The following is a 17,110-nucleotide window of genomic DNA, read 5'->3' on the forward strand; positions in this document are numbered from 1 at the left end:
CCGCGGCCGGTTCAGAGCGATCCGCTGCGGCAGAGGTTTTCTTCTTATTTTACGAAGGATCAGGAGCGTGGAATGGACAGATGGTGTTAATTCCAGTATCGCAAGCCAAGCCAGGAGATCGGCTCGATCAAGATGTGCGGACGATGCTCGGCGGTGTGTTGATGTTCAAAGGCCGAAGACTCAGCGTTCAGGATATGGAAGTGCTGAAGGCATTTTTGGTGAAGACGGTCGATGTTGAAGGAGAACCAGAGCCGGAATTGGCCGAAGCGGCATTCGGCAACTCAGCGGCTATGCCGGCCAGGGACAAATCCGAGGATGCGGCGGCAGAAGACAGAGAGGGGGGCGGGACGGCCCCGAACGCGAAGCCGGCAGGTTTTGTGGAATTATGGATGCAGATGGTTCAATTGTTGAAAAATGTATTCCATACCGCAAACATGACGAAGCTTCCGATTCTGGAGCTGCGCCAGCAGATGGAATGGCTGTTGGCTCGCGCGGATCATTACTCGCCGCTGTTCCTTCATCCGGATATTAAGGAGCTTATCGCCGATGAAGAAGACGATTATTTGTATCATAAATCGATTGCGGTCGCGTTGACATCACATCTGCTTGGCCAATGGAGCGGACAGCCGGCCAAGGAAGGCATGCAAATTGCGCTTGCCGGCTTGCTGCATGATATCGGCAAGACCCGGGTTGATGATGATATCGTCAACAAGCAGGGCGCTCTGACGGATAGCGAGCGGGCCGCAATGAAGCGGCATGCCCATTATGCTTATGATATTTTGCGCCATACGCCAGGCTTGAACGAAGGGGTGAAGCTGGGTGTCCTCCAGCATCACGAACGAATGGACGGGAGCGGGTATCCGCTGGGCGTCCCGGGAGAGAAGATTCATCCTTATGCCAAAATCGTCGCCGTCGCCGATATGTTCCATGCGATGACGCTGAATCGGGGCTACAAACGCGCCGCTTCTCCATATGTTGTGCTGGAGCAGCTGAAGGAAGAGTCGTTCGGCAAGCTGGACCCGCAGCTCGTGTCAACGTTCATCCAAAAAGTGACGCACTTTCAGCAGGGCAGCGCTGTGCAATTGAACGACGGCCGGGTAGGCAAGATTGTCTTCACGGAGGAGCGTCATCCTACACGCCCGTGGGTGTCGGTGGATGGGCAGATCGTGCATCTGTCGGAGGAGCGTCATCTGTGGATTAAGAAAGTATTGACCGGCTGATTGCCTAAGCTGATTATCTAATAAGATAGTTCTGTTCAGATAGAGTCTCTTTGCCCAGGGACTCTATTTTTGTCTTGTTCCCCACGTATAGTTAATGTGTTATGGTCAAGCTAGGCACGGCAGAACAGGCTGCAATAAGCGCATGAATAAGGCGTTGGTAAGCGGGGAATGGTAAAGCTTTAAGAAATCTTTAAATAAATTTAAAAAAACACTTGCATTCCGATTCTAGCCGTGATATATTATAAAAGTCGCCGCTGAGAGATGCGGGACAACAAGAAAAGAAACAAGATTGTTCTTTGAAAACTGAACAACGAGTGATGTTTGTGCAAGAGGTCATTTTGACCTCGTCAGCAATAGAATGAGCAAGTCAAACTACTTTTATGGAGAGTTTGATCCTGGCTCAGGACGAACGCTGGCGGCGTGCCTAATACATGCAAGTCGAGCGGAGCGACGGTTTCCTTCGGGAAACCATTAGCTTAGCGGCGGACGGGTGAGTAATACGTAGGTAACCTGCCCTTAAGACCGGGATAACTCACGGAAACGTGGGCTAATACCGGATAGTCGATTTCCTCGCATGAGGGAATCGGGAAAGGCGGAGCAATCTGCCACTTATGGATGGACCTACGGCGCATTAGCTAGTTGGTGGGGTAACGGCTCACCAAGGCGACGATGCGTAGCCGACCTGAGAGGGTGATCGGCCACACTGGGACTGAGACACGGCCCAGACTCCTACGGGAGGCAGCAGTAGGGAATCTTCCGCAATGGACGCAAGTCTGACGGAGCAACGCCGCGTGAGTGATGAAGGTTTTCGGATCGTAAAGCTCTGTTGCCAGGGAAGAACGCTATGGAGAGTAACTGTTCCATAGGTGACGGTACCTGAGAAGAAAGCCCCGGCTAACTACGTGCCAGCAGCCGCGGTAATACGTAGGGGGCAAGCGTTGTCCGGAATTATTGGGCGTAAAGCGCGCGCAGGCGGTCATGTAAGTCTGGTGTTTAAACCCGGGGCTCAACTCCGGGTCGCATCGGAAACTGTGTGACTTGAGTGCAGAAGAGGAAAGTGGAATTCCACGTGTAGCGGTGAAATGCGTAGAGATGTGGAGGAACACCAGTGGCGAAGGCGACTTTCTGGGCTGTAACTGACGCTGAGGCGCGAAAGCGTGGGGAGCAAACAGGATTAGATACCCTGGTAGTCCACGCCGTAAACGATGAATGCTAGGTGTTAGGGGTTTCGATACCCTTGGTGCCGAAGTTAACACATTAAGCATTCCGCCTGGGGAGTACGGTCGCAAGACTGAAACTCAAAGGAATTGACGGGGACCCGCACAAGCAGTGGAGTATGTGGTTTAATTCGAAGCAACGCGAAGAACCTTACCAGGTCTTGACATCCCTCTGACCGTCCTAGAGATAGGGCTTCCCTTCGGGGCAGAGGTGACAGGTGGTGCATGGTTGTCGTCAGCTCGTGTCGTGAGATGTTGGGTTAAGTCCCGCAACGAGCGCAACCCTTAACTTTAGTTGCCAGCATTGAGTTGGGCACTCTAGAGTGACTGCCGGTGACAAACCGGAGGAAGGTGGGGATGACGTCAAATCATCATGCCCCTTATGACCTGGGCTACACACGTACTACAATGGCTGGTACAACGGGAAGCGAAGCCGCGAGGTGGAGCGAATCCTAAAAGCCAGTCTCAGTTCGGATTGCAGGCTGCAACTCGCCTGCATGAAGTCGGAATTGCTAGTAATCGCGGATCAGCATGCCGCGGTGAATACGTTCCTGGTCTTGTACACCGCCCGTCACACCACGAGAGTTTACAACACCCGAAGTCGGTGGGGTAACCGCAAGGAGCCAGCCGCCGAAGGTGGGGTAGATGATTGGGGTGAAGTCGTAACAAGGTAGCCGTATCGGAAGGTGCGGCTGGATCACCTCCTTTCTAAGGATTACGTCTCCTGCGACGGAGACATACAGGGAGCATAAGCTTCCACACACAAACATCACTCGTTTTCAGTTTTGAAAGGATAATCCCTTTCACTTGTACCTTGAAAACTGAATCGCGAAAGTAAAGCTTAGAATCATCCTTATAAATAATGATGGTTTAAAAAGGCCACTTTGGGGACTTTTTAAACTACCTTGCTAGGTTAAGCTAGTAAGAGCACACGGAGGATGCCTAGGCGCCAGGAGCCGACGAAGGACGTGGCGAACGACGAAATTGCCTCGGGAGCTGTAAGCAAGCATCGATCCGGGATGTCCGAATGGGGAAACCCGGCTGCTGTAATAGGCAGTCACTCACACCTGAATACATAGGGTGTGAAGAGGCATACGAGGGAACTGAAACATCTAAGTACCCTCAGGAAGAGAAAACAATAGTGATTCCGTCAGTAGCGGCGAGCGAACGCGGAAGAGCCTAAACCGGAGAGCTTGCTCTCCGGGTTGTGGGACGTCTCACATGGAGTCAGAAAGGTGTTTATTAGACGAAGAGGTCTGGAAAGGCCCGCCAAAGAAGGTAAAAGCCCTGTACTCGAAAGTAAATGCCCTCCGAGACGGATCCCGAGTACCGCGGGACACGTGAAACCCCGTGGGAATCCGGCAGGACCATCTGCTAAGGCTAAATACTCCTGGCGACCGATAGTGAAGCAGTACCGTGAGGGAAAGGTGAAAAGCACCCGGAAGGGAGTGAAATAGAACCTGAAACCGTGTGCTTACAAGAAGTCAGAGCCCTTTTTATGGGTGATGGCGTGCCTTTTGTAGAATGAACCGGCGAGTTACGTTTACGTGCAAGGTTAAGGTGAAAAGCCGTAGCCGCAGCGAAAGCGAGTCTGAATAGGGCGAATGAGTACGTAGACGTAGACCCGAAACCGTGTGATCTACCCCTGTCCAGGGTGAAGGTGCGGTAACACGCACTGGAGGCCCGAACCCACGAATGTTGAAAATTCGGGGATGAGGTGGGGTAGCGGAGAAATTCCAATCGAACTCGGAGATAGCTGGTTCTCCCCGAAATAGCTTTAGGGCTAGCCTCGGAGGAAGAGTCGTGGAGGTAGAGCACTGATTGGGTGGGGCCCGCCAAGGGTTACCAAGCTCAGTCAAACTCCGAATGCCATGGACTTATTATCCGGGAGTCAGACAATGGGTGCTAAGGTCCGTTGTCAAGAGGGAAACAGCCCAGACCATCAGCTAAGGCCCCTAAGTGTACGTTAAGTGGGAAAGGATGTGGAGTTGCCCAGACAACCAGGATGTTGGCTTAGAAGCAGCCATCATTTAAAGAGTGCGTAATAGCTCACTGGTCGAGTGACTCTGCGCCGAAAATGTAACGGGCTAAACGTACCGCCGAAGCTATGGATTGATGCTTTGCATCAGTGGTAGGGAGCGTTGTGTACCGGGTTGAAGGCAGACCGGAAGGACTGCTGGACTGTACACAAGTGAGAATGCCGGTATGAGTAACGAAAAGACATGTGAGAATCATGTCCGCCGAAAGCCTAAGGGTTCCTGGGGAAGGCTCGTCCGCCCAGGGTAAGTCGGGACCTAAGGCGAGGCCGAAAGGCGTAGTCGAAGGACAACAGGTTGAAATTCCTGTACCACCGTAGCCGTTATGAGCAATGGGGGGACGCAGAAGGATAGGGACGCGAGCTGATGGATGCTCGTCCAAGCAGTGAGGCTGGTCAGTAGGCAAATCCGCTGACCGTAAGGCTGGGCTGTGACGGGGAGGGAAAATTACAGTACCGAAGGTCTTGATTTCATGCTGCCAAGAAAAGCCTCTAGCCAGGTAAAGGTGCCCGTACCGCAAACCGACACAGGTAGGCGAGAAGAGAATTCTAAGGCGCGCGGAAGAACTCTCGTTAAGGAACTCGGCAAAATGACCCCGTAACTTTGGGAGAAGGGGTGCCCCGGTAGGGTTAATAGCCCGAGGGGGCCGCAGTGAATAGGCCCGAGCGACTGTTTAGCAAAAACACAGGTCTGTGCGAAGCCGTAAGGCGAAGTATACGGGCTGACGCCTGCCCGGTGCTGGAAGGTTAAGGGGAGTGGTTAGCCGCAAGGCGAAGCTATGAACCGAAGCCCCAGTAAACGGCGGCCGTAACTATAACGGTCCTAAGGTAGCGAAATTCCTTGTCAGGTAAATTCTGACCCGCACGAATGGCGTAACGACTTGGGCGCTGTCTCAACGAGAGATCCGGTGAAATTTTAATACCTGTGAAGATGCAGGTTACCCGCGACAAGACGGAAAGACCCCATGGAGCTTTACTGCAGCTTGATATTGGACTTTGGTACGGTCTGTACAGGATAGGTGGGAGCCTGAGAAGCCGGAGCGCCAGCTTCGGTGGAGGCGCCGTTGGGATACCACCCTGATCGTATCGGAGTTCTAACCTGGGACCGTGGAACCGGTTCGGGGACAGTGTCAGGCGGGCAGTTTGACTGGGGCGGTCGCCTCCTAAAGAGTAACGGAGGCGCCCCAAGGTTCCCTCAGAATGGTTGGAAATCATTCGAAGAGTGCAAAGGCAGAAGGGAGCTTGACTGCGAGACCTACAAGTCGAGCAGGGACGAAAGTCGGGCTTAGTGATCCGGTGGTACCGCATGGAAGGGCCATCGCTCAACGGATAAAAGCTACCCTGGGGATAACAGGCTTATCTCCCCCAAGAGTCCACATCGACGGGGAGGTTTGGCACCTCGATGTCGGCTCATCGCATCCTGGGGCTGAAGTAGGTCCCAAGGGTTGGGCTGTTCGCCCATTAAAGCGGTACGCGAGCTGGGTTCAGAACGTCGTGAGACAGTTCGGTCCCTATCTGTCGCGGGCGTAGGAAATTTGAGAGGAGCTGTCCTTAGTACGAGAGGACCGGGATGGACGTACCGCTGGTGTACCAGTTGTCTCGCCAGAGGCATAGCTGGGTAGCCAAGTACGGAAGGGATAAGCGCTGAAAGCATCTAAGCGTGAAGCCCCCCTCAAGATGAGATTTCCCACATTGGTAAGACCCCTTGAAGACGACGAGGTAGATAGGTTGGAGGTGGAAGTGCAGCAATGCATGGAGCTGACCAATACTAATCGGTCGAGGGCTTATCCTAAGTAAGATGATTCGCAAGACAAACTTTCGCATTCAGTTTTTAAGGTACAATACCTTATCTGTTTGGTGGCGATAGCGGAGGGGTTCCACGCGTACCCATCCCGAACACGACCGTTAAGCCCTCCAGCGCCGATGGTACTTGGACCGCAGGGTCCTGGGAGAGTAGGACGCTGCCAAGCAGACAAAGACCACTGACTTTCTGTCGGTGGTTTTTTTCTATATCTACGGAAGAATGCAGGGAATGCGGCGAACCGGAGGACGGTGAACCGGACGAACATGTCATCGCATCCTGAGGCATTGTTGCACTCTAGGGCGTCATTTGAGGCATCTTGAGGCATTGTTGCTTCCACGGGGCGTCATTGAGGCATCATCTGAGGAATCATCAGAGAGGCATGTTTGCATTCAGGGCGTCATCTTATGCTAGAGGCATCATCGCATCCTGGAGACGTCATTGCTTCCTGGGCTGACCTCATGGGCTGATCTTCTGGGGCTGAGCGTGTGAGGGAATTGCTGCGTTTTTACAGGAATTTCGGCACAATGAGTCCACATCCTGAGGAATTCCTGCGAATCTACATCATTTTAGTCCATTTTGCTCCAAGTCGAAATGAATCGGGGGAAATTCCTGCAGTTTTGCAGGATTGCCCTTTTGGTGAAGCGGTGCCTATCGAATTGCTGCATTTGCGCAGGATTTCGCTTACTGAAGAGGCGTGTCTAGTGAAAAGAGGCATCACCGGGAACCAAGAGGCAGCGTCGTATCCTGAAGGCGTCGTTGCTTTCTGGGCTGACCTCGTGTGCTGGCCTCCTGGGGCTGAGCGTGTGGAGGGAATTGCTGCGTTTTTACAGGAATTTCGGCCCAATGAGTCCACATCCCGAGGAATTCCTGCAAATCTACATCATTTGAGTCCATTTTGCTCCAAGTCGAGGTGACTCGGGAGAAATTCCTGTAGTTTTGCAGGATTGCCCTTTTGGTGAAGCGGTGCAAATCAAATTGCTGCATTTGCGCAGGATTTCGCTTACTGAAGAGGCGTGTCTAGTGAAAAGAGGCATCACCGGGAACCAAGAGGCAGCGTCGTATCCTGAAGGCGTCGTTGCTTCCTGGGCTGACCTCGTGTGCTCACCTCCTGAGGCTGAGCGTGTGAGGGAATTGCTGCGTTTTTACAGGAATTTCGGCCCAATGAGTCCACATCCTGAGGAATTCCTGCAAATCTACATCATTTGAGTCCCTTTTGCTCCAAGTCGAAGTGAATCGGGGGAAATTCCTGCAGTTTTGCAGGATTGCCCTTTTGGTGAAGCGGTGCCTATCGAATTGCTGCATTTGCGCAGGATTTCGCTTTCCGAATAGGCGTATCTAGAGAAATCATGCAGTTTTGCCAGGTTCAATCTACCGATAGGCGTATCTAGGGAAATCGTGCGGTTTGCAGGATTTCGCTTACTGAAGAGGCGTGTCCAAAGAGAAATCATGCAGTTTTGCCGGGTTCAATCTACCGATAGGCGTATCTAGGGAAATCGTGCGGTTTGCCGGATTTCACTTACCTAATAGGCGTGTCTAGAGAGTTCGTGCATTCTGCGGGAGTTCCCTGTTAAGAGGCGCGTGTATACATAAATACTGCGGTTATGCAGGATTTTTCGGGCGAGCCGCTGACATTAGCATAATCCCCCCTAACCCCGGCATAGGAGAAGGCATGAACGCAACCCTTAACCCTTAGCTACCCTTATCAAGGTAGCGGAAGCGGAAGCTGTTTTCATCTTTTCCCGACACCTGACGCAAAGAAAAAACACCCTAAAAACGGGTGTTTTTCGTCTATTATGCTTTATATACGGACATCTCTCCGGCCGGCAGCTTGATGAGTCCATCCTTGCTTGCCGATTGGGCGACGAAGGTGGCGTATAGGCGCGGCGCTATCATCCACAGGTGCCAGAAGAACAGCTGCAGAGTTAAGCCGAGCGGCAGCCAGAGCATTATCATCAGCAGGACAAGCAAAGAGACGAGCGTTGTGTGCCATAGTATTTTTCTCCAGTAACGGAGACTGATGAACTGTTGATCCTGTGGCAGGAAGCCGATCCAGGGGAGATTGAATCTCCATATCCACCTCTTTTTGAATGTATACCGATCCATCACGAAGATAGAACGCGCGATTACATAATGAATCCAGACGATAACGATCCACGAAGCGCCAATATAGGCGACTCCCCATAGACCGCTCATTCCTATCGAGGCCGCCAGCGCGGCCGCGCCGAACAGCAAGTACATGTACATAAACACCCGATGGAACCGAATCCGCTTTAGGAGCTGATAATTGTAAAAGGTGCGCTCAACACTGCTCAAGGAAGCTCCTCCTTTTGATTGCGTCACGAATTGAGGAATACGATATATATCGGAATTTGATCTATGAAAATGTAGAAGGGAGTGGAGATCGGGGGCAGAATTGAATCGGCAAAAGAGGTACAGACCGTACATACACCAAATGCGGCCCTTCCTCATACGTATATATAAATATGTGAAATGAACTATGAAACTGGTATATCTTTATAGAGTTCAGGGCATAATAACGATAAAATTATAGAAGGTGGGATGGCCATGGAACATCAGGAGACCCACTGCATTATTTGCGGTGAAGCAACAGAGGACGGCATCGTGGTTGTCAATCAATTCATTTGCACCTCCTGCGAACAGGAGATGGTGAGGACCGACGTGCAGGACCGGAAATATCCTTTTTTCATTCATCGGTTAAAACGGTTGTGGGTGCATATGAATGTATAAGGTAGCAGACAAAGGAGCCTGACCTTTTTGGGCTCTTTTTTGTCGTTTCCTTGCAGGAATGATGAAGCGCTGCCCGATTTGCGATACAATGAAGGAATAAGAATAAGGAATGAGTGTTCAAAAAGGGCTGGTTTTCAGCACCGAACAACCTCTAGAAGGGGCAGACTTCATGGTGTATTACGGAGAAAGTACCTTTTCACGTCACATTCATCAGCATGCGCCATTGCTTGGGGCGATGCTTGACTATATGGAGCGCCGTTCGGCCTCCTTCCATGTTCCGGGGCATAAGGATGGCGAGCTGTACCGCCGGATGGCGGACGAATGGCCGTACCCGGGCAAGGAACTGTTGCGCAGCATGGCCTCGCTGCTCGCCATGGATACGACCGAAGTCGAGGGAACGGACGATCTGCATCACCCGGCCGGTCCGATCGCGGAAGCCCAACGTCTGGCGGCACACTGCTTCGGGGCCGAGGAGACGCATTTTCTGGTAGGCGGAAGCACGGTGGGCAATATAGCGCTTCTCTTGAGCAGCTGTACCCGTCCAGGCGATCTCATCATTGTGCAGCGCAATGTCCATAAATCGATTGTGCATGGCCTGATGCTGGCGGGCGCGACCGCGGTGTTCTTAACGCCGCAGACCGACCCGGGGAGCGGACTGGCGATTGTGCCGGATGCGGAGATGGTAAGCGAGGCGCTGGACCGCTATCCGCAGGCCAAGGCGGTCATGATCACGAACCCTAATTATTATGGAATGGGTGCCGATATAAGGGAGATGGCCCGCCTTACCCATGACCACGGCATTCCTTTGCTCGTGGATGAGGCGCATGGGGCACATTTCGGATTTCATCCGGCCGTCCCTCCTTCCTCCCTCTCGATGGGGGCGGATGGGGTCGTCCAGTCGACGCATAAGATGCTGGGCGGGATGACGATGAGCGCCATGCTGCATGTTCAGGGGCCTCGTCTCGATCGGGACAGGCTGAAGCAGGTGTTAACGATGGTGCAGAGCTCGAGCCCTTCGTATCCGTTGATGGCTTCGCTCGATTTGAGCCGTTACTGGCTGGACCGGCATGGAGCAGCCGCCTTGGAGCCCGGGCTGGAGGCTGCGCGCTGGCTGCGCGAACGAATCCAGGCGATGCCGGCGTTCGAGATGGTACCGGGACCGGCCGCCTCGACGGTTTATCATTATCAAGATCCTTTTAAAATTGTCCTTCGGGATCGGTATGACCGTCTCAGCGGCTACGAGCTGCTGGATGAGCTGTCCGCCCACGGCTGCATAGCCGAGATGGCTGACCCCCGGTACATGGTGGCGGCGCTCAGCTTGAGCACGTCGATGGCCGATGCGGAACGGCTGGTCCAAGCTCTGGAAGCGGTGGCGGTGACCATTGGCGATGCGCCTACATATAATACGATGCGGGCGAATGACATGGTCGGGAATGCTGCCGGAGCGAGCTGCTCCGAACCAGTGCCGTTCACGCTCTACGATGCGCCTGAGGCGACGACGATGCGGGTACCGATAAGGGACGCGGTCGGTGGGGTTGCGGCCGAGACGGTAACCCCCTATCCGCCTGGGATACCGCTGCTATACCGCGGCGAGCGCGTGACTGAGGCGGTTGTCCGGCAGCTTGAGCGGCTGGCAGAAGCCGGGGCGAAATGTCACGGGGCCGGGGATGCGACGCTCCGGACGCTACAAATATTTGCGAACGAGATTAACGGCACGGAAGAGGAGACGCAGTATGAATAGAAGCAAATGGCCAGGCTGGTTCATCACGATGGAAGGAGGGGAAGGAGCCGGGAAGACGACGGCAATGCGCAAGCTTGCGCAACGTCTGGAGGAACGCGGGCTTGACGTGGTCATGACGCGGGAACCGGGCGGCATCGCGATCTCCGAACAGATTCGCAGCCTGATCCTCGATCCAGCGCATGTCGAGATGGATCCGCGAACGGAGGCGCTGCTCTATGCGGCGGCCCGCCGTCAGCATCTGGTGGAGCGAGTGGAGCCTGCGCTCCAGCGGGGAGCCATCGTGCTGTGCGACCGGTTCGTCGACAGCAGTCTTGCTTACCAGGGCTATGCACGGGGTATAGGAATGGAAGAGGTATGGGATATCAACCGCTTCGCCGTGCATCACACGATGCCGGATATTACGCTCTGGTTCGACATTGATCCGGAAGAAGGACTGGAGCGCATCCGAGCGAACCGCTCTCGCGAAGTGAACCGGCTGGACACGGAGCAGCTGGCATTTCATCAAGCGGTCCGGCAGGGCTATGAACGGCTCGCCGCGCAATATCCCGATCGAATCGTGCGCGTGGACGCCTCGCAGCCGGAAATGGTGATTCAGGAGCAAATAATCGACATTTTATCCGAGCGAACGCAGGATTTCGGGCCCCGCATGTGTAAATAAATAACCATATTCTCATTCTAGGGTAAAATGAGTTCAACCAATCACAAGGAGGATGATAGGCATGAAGATGATTGTGGCCATTGTTCAGGACAAAGACAGCAACCGGTTGTCCAGCGCGTTAGTGAAAGCGAATTTCCGTGCCACCAAGCTGGCGAGCACGGGAGGATTTCTGCGGGCAGGCAATACGACCTTTATGATCGGTGTCAATGATGATCAAGTCAGCGCGGTTCTGAACGTCATCCGTAACAATTGCAAGGTGCGTGACCAATTGGTGACGCCGGTTACCCCGCTTAGCGGAACGACGGATTCCTATATGCCGCTTCCGGTGGAAGTGCAAGTTGGCGGTGCGACAGTTTTTGTAATGCCTGTTGATCGGTTTGAACAATTTTAAAGAGATCGTGTACCAAGTCCGCTTTGAATACGCAATTTAGAGCATGATAGAATGCAGGTGGATAACAAGTGAAGATTAATCCAGGGTTCCGGCCCCTTGGCCAAGACGTGCGCATAGGGGATACGGTAGCGAAGCCCATTCAGCAGAAATCATTTGCGGATATAATGCAGCAGCAGGACGGCCAAGCGAGCAGAGATGAATTGCAGCAGCGCCTGCAGGATATTTATCGTCAAGGAGAACGACTGGCGAAGTCGATGACCGTCAGGGAACTCCGGCAATACCGGAATCTGGTGAAGCGGTTCCTGGAGGATACGGTCCGCCGGGGCATCACGCTGCGCGACTCGCGTGGATGGGATCGCCGAGGGCGCAATAAGCGCTACAAGCTGGTCGAGGAGATCGATGCGGCGTTGATTGCTCTGGCGGAGGAACTGCTGGAGACGGAACAAGGCAAAATCGAATTGCTGCAAAAGGTCGGAGAGATTCGCGGCATGCTGATCAATTTGAGCTTTTGACAGCCGTTCAGGAATGGAAGGACTTACAAACGATGTCGTTTCAACAAATAATCGGACAGGAACGGGCGAAGACCTTATTGCAGAACGGTCTGCGTTCGGGTAAAGTCTCGCATGCGTATTTGTTCAGCGGGCCGAAGGGAACCGGGCGGCTGCAGACGGCAATCACCTTCACGAAGGCGCTGTTCTGCGAGAACGCAACGGATGATGCCTGCGGAGAATGCTTGTCATGCCGCAAGATCGAGCATGGCAACCACCCGGATGTGCATGTGATTTCACCCGAAGGACAGAGCATCAAAATCGATCAGGTGCGGGAGCTCCAGCGGGAGTTTGCGTACCGCACGCAGGCGGAAGGCCGCAAAGTGTATATCATGGAGCAGGCGGAGACGATGACCGTGCAGGCGGCCAACAGCCTGCTCAAATTTTTGGAAGAGCCGATGAGCCCGATCGTCGCGATCCTGATTACGGACAATGGACAAGCGATGCTGCCCACAATTCAATCGCGTTCGCAATGGGTGCCTTTTACCCCGCCGGATCCCCAGATCATCTACAATGCATTGATTGAGGAGGGCTGCTCTGCCTTGCTGGCCCGGGCGGCGGTTCATCTCGTCAACGGAATAGGGGAAGGCAGGGAACTGTGCCAACAGAATTGGTTTGCAGAACTGAGAAACGTAATGTTACAATTAGGAAAGGAGTGTGGGGCACGATTGTCATCCGCACTTCTTATGGCACAACAGAAGGTGTTCAAGACCGAGCTTGGAGAGCATACGGACATGTTGTTCCGTCTGTTCCACCTCTGGTTTCGTGATATGCTGAATTATCAATTCAACCGACAGGAGAACCTCGTCTTTTGCGATCAGCTGGATGCAATAGGCAGAATAGCCTGGTCGAAATCGGCGCAGGGATGGATCCGATGCATGGCCGCGGCAGCAGAAGCGCAGAAGCGGGTACGCGCCAATGTCAGTCCGCAGCTTGCATTTGAACAGTTTCTGGTTGGAGTGCAAGGAGGTACATGATTGTATAACGTGGTCGGCGTCCGCTTCAAGAGAGCGGGCAAAATATATTACTTCGATCCGGTGGAATGGCCGGTTCAGCGGGATGAGCACGTTATCGTCGAGACGGCGCGGGGAATCGAATATGGCAAAGTCGTCATCGGCCCGAAGACGGTCGGCGAGAATGATGTCGTACTTCCCTTGAAGAAGGTTATCCGCATTGCCAACGAGGCCGACGCTACGCTGGTGGATTCGAACCGGCAGGCGGCGAAGGATGCCTTCACGACTTGCATGGACAAGATACGGGCTCATCAGTTAAAGATGAAGCTGGTTGATGTCGAGTATACATTTGATCGGAACAAAATTATTTTCTATTTTACGGCCGAAGGACGCGTCGATTTCCGCGAGCTGGTCAAAGACCTGGCAAGCGTATTCCGGACCCGGATCGAGCTGCGCCAGATTGGGGTGCGGGATGAAGCCAAGATGCTCGGCGGTATCGGCCCGTGCGGCCGGGTCTTATGCTGTTCGTCCTGGCTCGGCGACTTCGAGCCGGTCTCGATTAAGATGGCCAAAGATCAGAATTTATCGTTGAATCCTACCAAAATCTCCGGCTTATGCGGCCGGCTCATGTGCTGCTTGAAATACGAGCATGATAATTATGAGAGCGTCAAGGAAGAGCTTCCGGCGGTAGGGAAATGGGTTGTTACGTCGATCGGCGAAGGCAAGGTCGTCGGCCTGAATGCCGGTGAACGGAAGGTTCACGTTCAATTGACGGATATAAGCAAAGTGAAGGAGTTTCCTTTTGACGACGTCGTAGTGAAATAATGAAGCGTACTTTTCACGCTCTGGGGTGGGAACTTGGAGAAGAAAGACATTTTTGCGCAAATTCATGATATGGAAACGCATATGGGAGACCTTCATCAAGAGCTGGGTGCGCTGAAATACGTCGTCAAGGAGCTGCTGGAAGAGAATCAACGCCTTCGCATGGAGAACCAGCGGCTGCGCCAATTGCTCCATCAGGAGCATCAGGATCAGCAGCCGGAATCGCCCGACGATGCGGAAGGAGCATCGGCACCCGCAGCGGATGCCTGGAACGCCGAAGGGGAAGAGCAGGAGAATGTGGTTGGCGAAGGATACGACAACTTAGCGCGGCTGTATCATGAAGGCTTTCATATTTGCAACGTCTATTATGGGCATTTACGAACGGAAGGCGACTGCTTGTTCTGTCTATCCTTCCTAAATAAATAACGAGGGCCGTAGGTGATGGGGAATCGGATTCCTGCCTACGGCTTTTCTTCATATCCAGGCTGCATTGGACAGGGAATAATCACAAGAAACAGGAAGGAGTTACCGATATAGAATGAAGGAACACGGTAAGGAGAGCGTCATCCTGCAGGCTTCGGAACGGCTTGATGATCTGCTGACCCACGAGCTTCGCATCATCCAGAGCCCGGAGGTGTTCAGCTTCTCGATGGATGCCGTTCTGTTGGCGCGCTTCGCCACGGTGCCTGCCAAGGGCCGGATCATGGATCTGTGCACCGGCAACGGGGTCATTCCGCTGTTGCTGTCGACGCGGACCAGAGCCGCGATCGAAGGTCTGGAGATTCAGCCGCGCTTGGCGGACATGGCTCGCCGCAGTATTGCCCTCAATGGGCTGGAGGAGCGGATCCGGATTCACGAAGGGGATCTGAAGCAGTTCGAACCAGATGCGGACCGTCCGTTCTATGAGATGATTACGGTGAATCCGCCATATATGCCGCTGACGGCGGGAGAACCGAAGCTGAGCGAGCATCAGGCGATTGCCCGCCACGAACTGGCATGCACGCTGGAGGATGTGATTGCGCAGTCCGCGCGCTGGCTGCGAACGGGCGGCAAGCTCGCGATGGTGCATCGCGCCTCCCGGCTGGGCGATATCATTGCCTTGATGCGGGCATACCGGATCGAGCCGAAGCGTATTCGCCTCGTGCATCCGCGTATCGGAACGGAAGCGAATATGGTTCTAATTGAAGCCGTGCGGGACGCCAAGCCGGACGTGCGTATTCTCCCGCCGTTAATCGTTTATAATGAAGGAAATACGTATTGCCAGGAACTAATGGATATTTATTACGGCGAATCGCCGCAGTTGAAGGATGGATCACATGAAGATCAATGAGCAATTCAGCTATGAGGAGAAGGATGAAGGCGGCCGGCTGTATCTCGTCGGCACCCCGATTGGCAATCTGGAGGATATGACGTACCGGGCTGTGCGGATGCTTCGGGAAGCGGATATCATCGCGGCAGAGGATACGCGCGAGACGCGCAAGCTGCTCAGCCACTTCGAGATTCAAGGCAAAACATTATATAGCTATCATGAGCATAATAAGCAGGCCAGCGGTCCGGAACTGATTCGGTTGATGCAGGAAGGAAAGCGTATCGCCCTTGTGAGCGACGCCGGCCTTCCGGCCATATCCGACCCGGGCGCCGATCTGGCGGCGATGGCGATCGAAGCGGAGCTCCCGGTCATTCCGATCCCCGGCCCGAATGCGGCGTTGTCCGCGCTTATCGCTTCCGGGCTGCCGACGGATCGGTTCACCTTCGTCGGGTTCTTGCCCCGGGAGAAGAAGCGGGCTGCGGACATGTTGGCTTTCTTGCCGGCGGAAGCGGGCACATTGCTTTTTTATGAATCGCCGCATCGGGTGGAGAAGACGCTGGAACGGATGGCCGAAGTATTCGGGTCCGGGCGGCGTGTGGCGCTCGCGCGGGAACTGACGAAGCGGTACGAGCATTACGTGCGCGGGACGATTGCGGACTGCCTGGCCTTTCTTAAGGAGAAGCCTCCGCTTGGAGAGTATTGCCTCGTCGTGGAAGGCGGCGTAAGCACCACGGGGGCCGGAGCGGACGCCGTCTGGTGGAGCGAACTGAGCGAGCAGGAGCATGTGGCGCATTATGAGGAGCAGGGGATAGCCCGCAAAGAGGCGATGAAGCAGGCAGCCAAGGATAGAGGCGTCTCGAAGCGGGACATCTATGAAGCGCTGCTGCAGGAGAAGCGGGAAGAAGATGATAAATGATAATTCCGGCTCATTCATATGGGCCGGCCGGAGGGTCCGGAAGCCAGGGCCATAAGGCATGGCTTCCTCCGGCTGTGGTCATTCACCAAAGCTGGAAACCAGGCCCGCAGGCCTTGGGAACACCCTCTATGAAGGCAAAAAAAGACCTTCATGGTCGGGTTCTAAACCATGAAGGCACCAAGGAAGATATGAAAAAGGTTAGAATTAACAAGTTGATTAGTGCTATTATAACCTATTTTTTTTATTTTGTCACAGGTTGAGGGATTTCTGATATACATTCGTGGCAAACAATTTTTCCTTTGAAGTATGTAACGTTCTCTGCATTGCCGCAGAAGATGCAGGCAGGCTCATATTTTTTGAGCATGATGCGCTCTCCATCCACGTAAATCTCCAGCGCATCTTTTTCACCAATGCCCAAGGTGCGGCGAAGCTCGATTGGAATAACGACACGACCCAGTTCATCAACTTTGCGAACGATACCAGTGGACTTCATCATATTCAACGCTCTCCTCTTAATTACATAATGTGTCATGATTCGACAAATTTCTGATTGACTGTTTATTATCGTACCAACCATTCCCATATTAGTCAACCTATAAAATGGATAATTTTTATGCTAATTTATGGTTTTTATTAATTTTTTATCTGATTTTTAACTGATTTTAACGTATCTATTCCCGTTATTACGCTTTGATGGTATTATATGTTATCGGTTTTCCGCCAAGGGCTATATATCCGCCGAATTTCG

At 53.4% G+C, this 17,110-nt stretch carries 13 protein-coding genes and 3 rRNA genes; 14 read left to right on the forward strand and 2 right to left on the reverse strand.

What is annotated here, in order from left to right; translation table 11 throughout:
• The first annotated feature begins 80 nt into the window (after positions 1-80).
• The 4 genes from FLT43_RS16965 to rrf all read left to right on the forward strand — a co-directional run bounded on the left by FLT43_RS16965 (position 81) and on the right by rrf (position 6,442).
• Positions 81-1,220: an HD-GYP domain-containing protein gene (locus FLT43_RS16965; RefSeq protein WP_087443458.1), complete on the forward strand. Its 1,140-nt coding sequence runs from the start codon at positions 81-83 to the stop codon at positions 1,218-1,220.
• Between the two features lie 377 nt (positions 1,221-1,597).
• Positions 1,598-3,145 (forward strand): 16S ribosomal RNA (locus FLT43_RS16970).
• 203 nt (positions 3,146-3,348) lie between these two features.
• Positions 3,349-6,264, forward strand: a 23S ribosomal RNA gene (locus FLT43_RS16975).
• Positions 6,265-6,325: 61 nt separating this feature from the next.
• Positions 6,326-6,442: ribosomal RNA gene (gene rrf, locus FLT43_RS16980) — 5S ribosomal RNA — on the forward strand.
• Together the 16S, 23S and 5S rRNA genes form the textbook arrangement of a ribosomal RNA operon.
• A gap of 1,625 nt (positions 6,443-8,067) precedes the next feature.
• Here rrf and FLT43_RS16985 read toward each other — a convergent pair.
• Positions 8,068-8,589 (reverse strand): hypothetical protein, encoded by a 522-nt coding sequence (locus FLT43_RS16985; protein ID WP_087443247.1) that lies wholly within the window; start codon positions 8,587-8,589, stop codon positions 8,068-8,070.
• Positions 8,590-8,841: 252 nt separating this feature from the next.
• On the opposite strand from FLT43_RS16985, the gene FLT43_RS16990 reads away from it, so the two are divergent.
• From FLT43_RS16990 to rsmI, 10 genes are all read left to right on the forward strand, one after another.
• Positions 8,842-9,024, forward strand: a complete 183-nt coding sequence (locus FLT43_RS16990) for a sigma factor G inhibitor Gin (RefSeq protein WP_087443248.1) — start codon at positions 8,842-8,844, stop codon at positions 9,022-9,024.
• A gap of 109 nt (positions 9,025-9,133) precedes the next feature.
• Positions 9,134-10,765, forward strand: a complete 1,632-nt coding sequence (locus FLT43_RS16995) for an aminotransferase class I/II-fold pyridoxal phosphate-dependent enzyme (protein WP_373994931.1) — start codon at positions 9,134-9,136, stop codon at positions 10,763-10,765.
• Positions 10,758-11,423 carry a dTMP kinase gene (tmk, locus tag FLT43_RS17000; protein WP_087443250.1) on the forward strand — a complete coding sequence of 222 codons (666 nt, stop codon included), beginning with the start codon at positions 10,758-10,760 and terminating at the stop codon, positions 11,421-11,423. The genes FLT43_RS16995 and tmk overlap by 8 nt, the downstream gene beginning before the upstream one ends.
• Before the next feature lie 61 nt (positions 11,424-11,484).
• The gene (locus FLT43_RS17005) at positions 11,485-11,814 is read left to right on the forward strand and encodes a cyclic-di-AMP receptor (RefSeq protein ID WP_087443251.1); all 330 of its coding nucleotides are present in this window, start codon (positions 11,485-11,487) and stop codon (positions 11,812-11,814) included.
• A gap of 68 nt (positions 11,815-11,882) precedes the next feature.
• The gene (locus tag FLT43_RS17010; protein ID WP_087443252.1) at positions 11,883-12,326 is read left to right on the forward strand and encodes a YaaR family protein; all 444 of its coding nucleotides are present in this window, start codon (positions 11,883-11,885) and stop codon (positions 12,324-12,326) included.
• A 32-nt stretch (positions 12,327-12,358) separates the two neighbouring features.
• Positions 12,359-13,339 (forward strand): DNA polymerase III subunit delta', encoded by a 981-nt coding sequence (gene holB, locus FLT43_RS17015; RefSeq protein WP_087443253.1) that lies wholly within the window; start codon positions 12,359-12,361, stop codon positions 13,337-13,339.
• Positions 13,340-14,140: a PSP1 domain-containing protein gene (locus tag FLT43_RS17020; RefSeq protein ID WP_087443254.1), complete on the forward strand. Its 801-nt coding sequence runs from the start codon at positions 13,340-13,342 to the stop codon at positions 14,138-14,140.
• Between the two features lie 33 nt (positions 14,141-14,173).
• A complete protein-coding gene (gene yabA / locus FLT43_RS17025; protein WP_087443255.1) occupies positions 14,174-14,563 on the forward strand; it encodes a DNA replication initiation control protein YabA in 390 nt (129 codons plus the stop codon).
• A gap of 112 nt (positions 14,564-14,675) precedes the next feature.
• Positions 14,676-15,467 carry a tRNA1(Val) (adenine(37)-N6)-methyltransferase gene (locus tag FLT43_RS17030; RefSeq protein WP_087443256.1) on the forward strand — a complete coding sequence of 264 codons (792 nt, stop codon included), beginning with the start codon at positions 14,676-14,678 and terminating at the stop codon, positions 15,465-15,467.
• Positions 15,454-16,362, forward strand: a complete 909-nt coding sequence (gene rsmI / locus FLT43_RS17035; protein ID WP_087443257.1) for a 16S rRNA (cytidine(1402)-2'-O)-methyltransferase — start codon at positions 15,454-15,456, stop codon at positions 16,360-16,362. The genes FLT43_RS17030 and rsmI overlap by 14 nt, the downstream gene beginning before the upstream one ends.
• 241 nt (positions 16,363-16,603) lie before the next feature.
• On the opposite strand, the gene FLT43_RS17040 is transcribed toward rsmI, so the two are convergent.
• A complete protein-coding gene (locus FLT43_RS17040; RefSeq protein WP_005545514.1) occupies positions 16,604-16,858 on the reverse strand; it encodes an AbrB/MazE/SpoVT family DNA-binding domain-containing protein in 255 nt (84 codons plus the stop codon).
• Between the last annotated feature and the right edge of the window lie 252 nt (positions 16,859-17,110).

Origin of the sequence: Paenibacillus thiaminolyticus (assembly GCF_007066085.1) — a bacterium.
Taxonomy (GTDB): Bacteria; Bacillota; Bacilli; order Paenibacillales; family Paenibacillaceae; genus Paenibacillus_B; species Paenibacillus_B thiaminolyticus.

Coding starts and splice junctions, on each gene's coding strand:
- rsmI (WP_087443257.1), top strand. CDS start 15,454: ATGAAGATCAATGAGCAATTCAGCTATGAGGAGAAGGATGAAGGCGGC.
- holB (WP_087443253.1), top strand. CDS start 12,359: ATGTCGTTTCAACAAATAATCGGACAGGAACGGGCGAAGACCTTATTG.
- FLT43_RS16995 (WP_373994931.1), top strand. CDS start 9,134: ATGAGTGTTCAAAAAGGGCTGGTTTTCAGCACCGAACAACCTCTAGAA.
- tmk (WP_087443250.1), top strand. CDS start 10,758: ATGAATAGAAGCAAATGGCCAGGCTGGTTCATCACGATGGAAGGAGGG.
- FLT43_RS17005 (WP_087443251.1), top strand. CDS start 11,485: ATGAAGATGATTGTGGCCATTGTTCAGGACAAAGACAGCAACCGGTTG.
- FLT43_RS16990 (WP_087443248.1), top strand. CDS start 8,842: ATGGAACATCAGGAGACCCACTGCATTATTTGCGGTGAAGCAACAGAG.
- FLT43_RS17030 (WP_087443256.1), top strand. CDS start 14,676: ATGAAGGAACACGGTAAGGAGAGCGTCATCCTGCAGGCTTCGGAACGG.
- FLT43_RS17040 (WP_005545514.1), bottom strand. CDS start 16,858: ATGATGAAGTCCACTGGTATCGTTCGCAAAGTTGATGAACTGGGTCGT.
- FLT43_RS16965 (WP_087443458.1), top strand. CDS start 81: ATGGTGTTAATTCCAGTATCGCAAGCCAAGCCAGGAGATCGGCTCGAT.